Origin of the sequence: Streptomyces sp. NPDC127092, assembly GCF_042722475.1 — a bacterium.
Classification (GTDB): Bacteria; Actinomycetota; Actinomycetes; order Streptomycetales; family Streptomycetaceae; genus Streptomyces.
The window spans coordinates 1-1,509 of the sequence record NZ_JBHXFE010000206.1 but is presented as its reverse complement, the minus strand read 5'-3'; the positions used below and the strand labels follow the sequence as shown (position 1 = coordinate 1,509).

The window sequence follows — 1,509 nt, the reverse complement described above, 5'->3', positions numbered from 1 at the left end:
GCCCAGCACCGCGTCCTCGCGGACGGCCGGCGGACCGTCGTCTTCAGCTGAGCCCGGGACGACGGCGCCACGCGGCGCCGTCGTCCTGCCCGCCTAGGCTGGTGGCATGGCCCACATCATCACCGTCGCGGGTGCCACCCCGCGCATCCACGAGTCCGTCTTCCTCGCCCCGACCGCCGCGATCACCGGCGACGTCGAGATGGCCGAGCGCTCCTCCGCCTTCTACGGCGTCTCCGCCCGCGGTGACTCCGCCCCCATCCGCGTCGGGGCGGGCACCAACCTGCAGGACAACGTGGTGCTGCACGCGGACGAGGGCTTCCCGTGCACCCTGGGCGCCGGTGTCTCCGTGGGCCACTCCGCCGTGGTGCATGGGGCCACCGTGGAGGACGACTGCCTGATCGGCATGTCCGCCACGGTGATGAACGGCGCGGTCATCGGCGCCGGTTCGCTCGTGGCCGCCGGCGCCCTGGTGCTCGAGGGGACGCAGGTCCCGGCCGGCTCGCTCGTGGCGGGCGTCCCCGCGAAGGTCCGCCGCCCCCTCACGGACGAGGAGCGGGAGGGCCTCAAGAAGAACGCGGCCACCTACCTGCGGCTGTCCGCCGCGCACCGGGACGCCGTCGCCGGCTGAAGCGGGCCCGGAGGATGTGGGACGGTGGGCACCATGCCCACCACTTCCACTCTCCCCCGCACCCGACCCGACGACGTCCCCGAGCGCCTGCTCATCCTCCCCGCGGCGCAGGACGTCGCCGACACCCCCTACGCCCACGCCCGTCGGCTGGCCGAGCAGGCCGTGGCCGACGTCGGCGGCGCCGCCGTGGCCGAGGGCGACACCTCCGCCACGGCCCTGCTGATGGTCCGCCCGATCCCGGTCGATGCGCTCGCCGCGGCCCTGGCCGCCCACCCCCACGTGAGCTGGGTGCAGCTCCCGTTCGCCGGGATCGAGCCGTTCGTCCCCCTCGTGCGCAGCCGCCCGGACATCGTGTGGACGTCCGCCAAGGGCACGTACGCGCCGCCGGTGGCCGAACACGCGCTGCTGCTCACCCTGGCCCTGCTGCGGGACCTGCCCGCGCGCGTCCGCGCCACCACATGGGGCCCCTCCTCCGGTCGCACCCTGAACGGCCTGACCGCCGTGGTCGTGGGCGGCGGCGGGATCGCACAGGAGTACATCCGCCTGCTCAAGACCTGGGACGTGCACGTCACCGCGGTCCGCCGACGCGCGGGCGACGTGCCCGGCGCGGACCGCACCGTCACGACCGACCGCCTCGACGAGGTCCTGCCCGGCGCGCAGGTCGTGATGATCGCCGCGGCGGCCACCGAGGAGACCCGCGGCATGTTCGACGCCGACCGCCTCGCCCTCCTGGACGAGGACGCCGTGCTCGTGAACGTCGCCCGCGGGGCGCTGGTGGACACGGACGCCGTCGTCCAGACCCTCGCGGCGGGCCGGCTGCACGGCTACGGCACGGACGTCACCGACCCCGAGCCCCTCCCGGACGGCCACCCGCTCTGGAC

The 1,509-nt window shown here is 75.4% G+C and carries 2 protein-coding genes; both read left to right on the top strand.

Annotated features, from left to right (window positions below):
* Positions 1–106: 106 nt before the first annotated feature.
* The gene (locus ACFWJO_RS38915; RefSeq protein ID WP_036314590.1) at positions 107–628 is read left to right on the top strand and encodes a gamma carbonic anhydrase family protein; all 522 of its coding nucleotides are present in this window, start codon (positions 107–109) and stop codon (positions 626–628) included.
* Positions 629–661: 33 nt separating this feature from the next.
* Positions 662–1,509: NAD(P)-dependent oxidoreductase (locus ACFWJO_RS38910; RefSeq protein WP_386872947.1), on the top strand; the 848-nt coding region annotated here is incomplete at its 3' end.

What these genes read in the sequence shown, in the direction of transcription:
- ACFWJO_RS38915 (WP_036314590.1), top strand. Translation starts at nt 107, where the DNA reads ATGGCCCACATCATCACCGTCGCGGGTGCCACCCCGCGCATCCACGAG.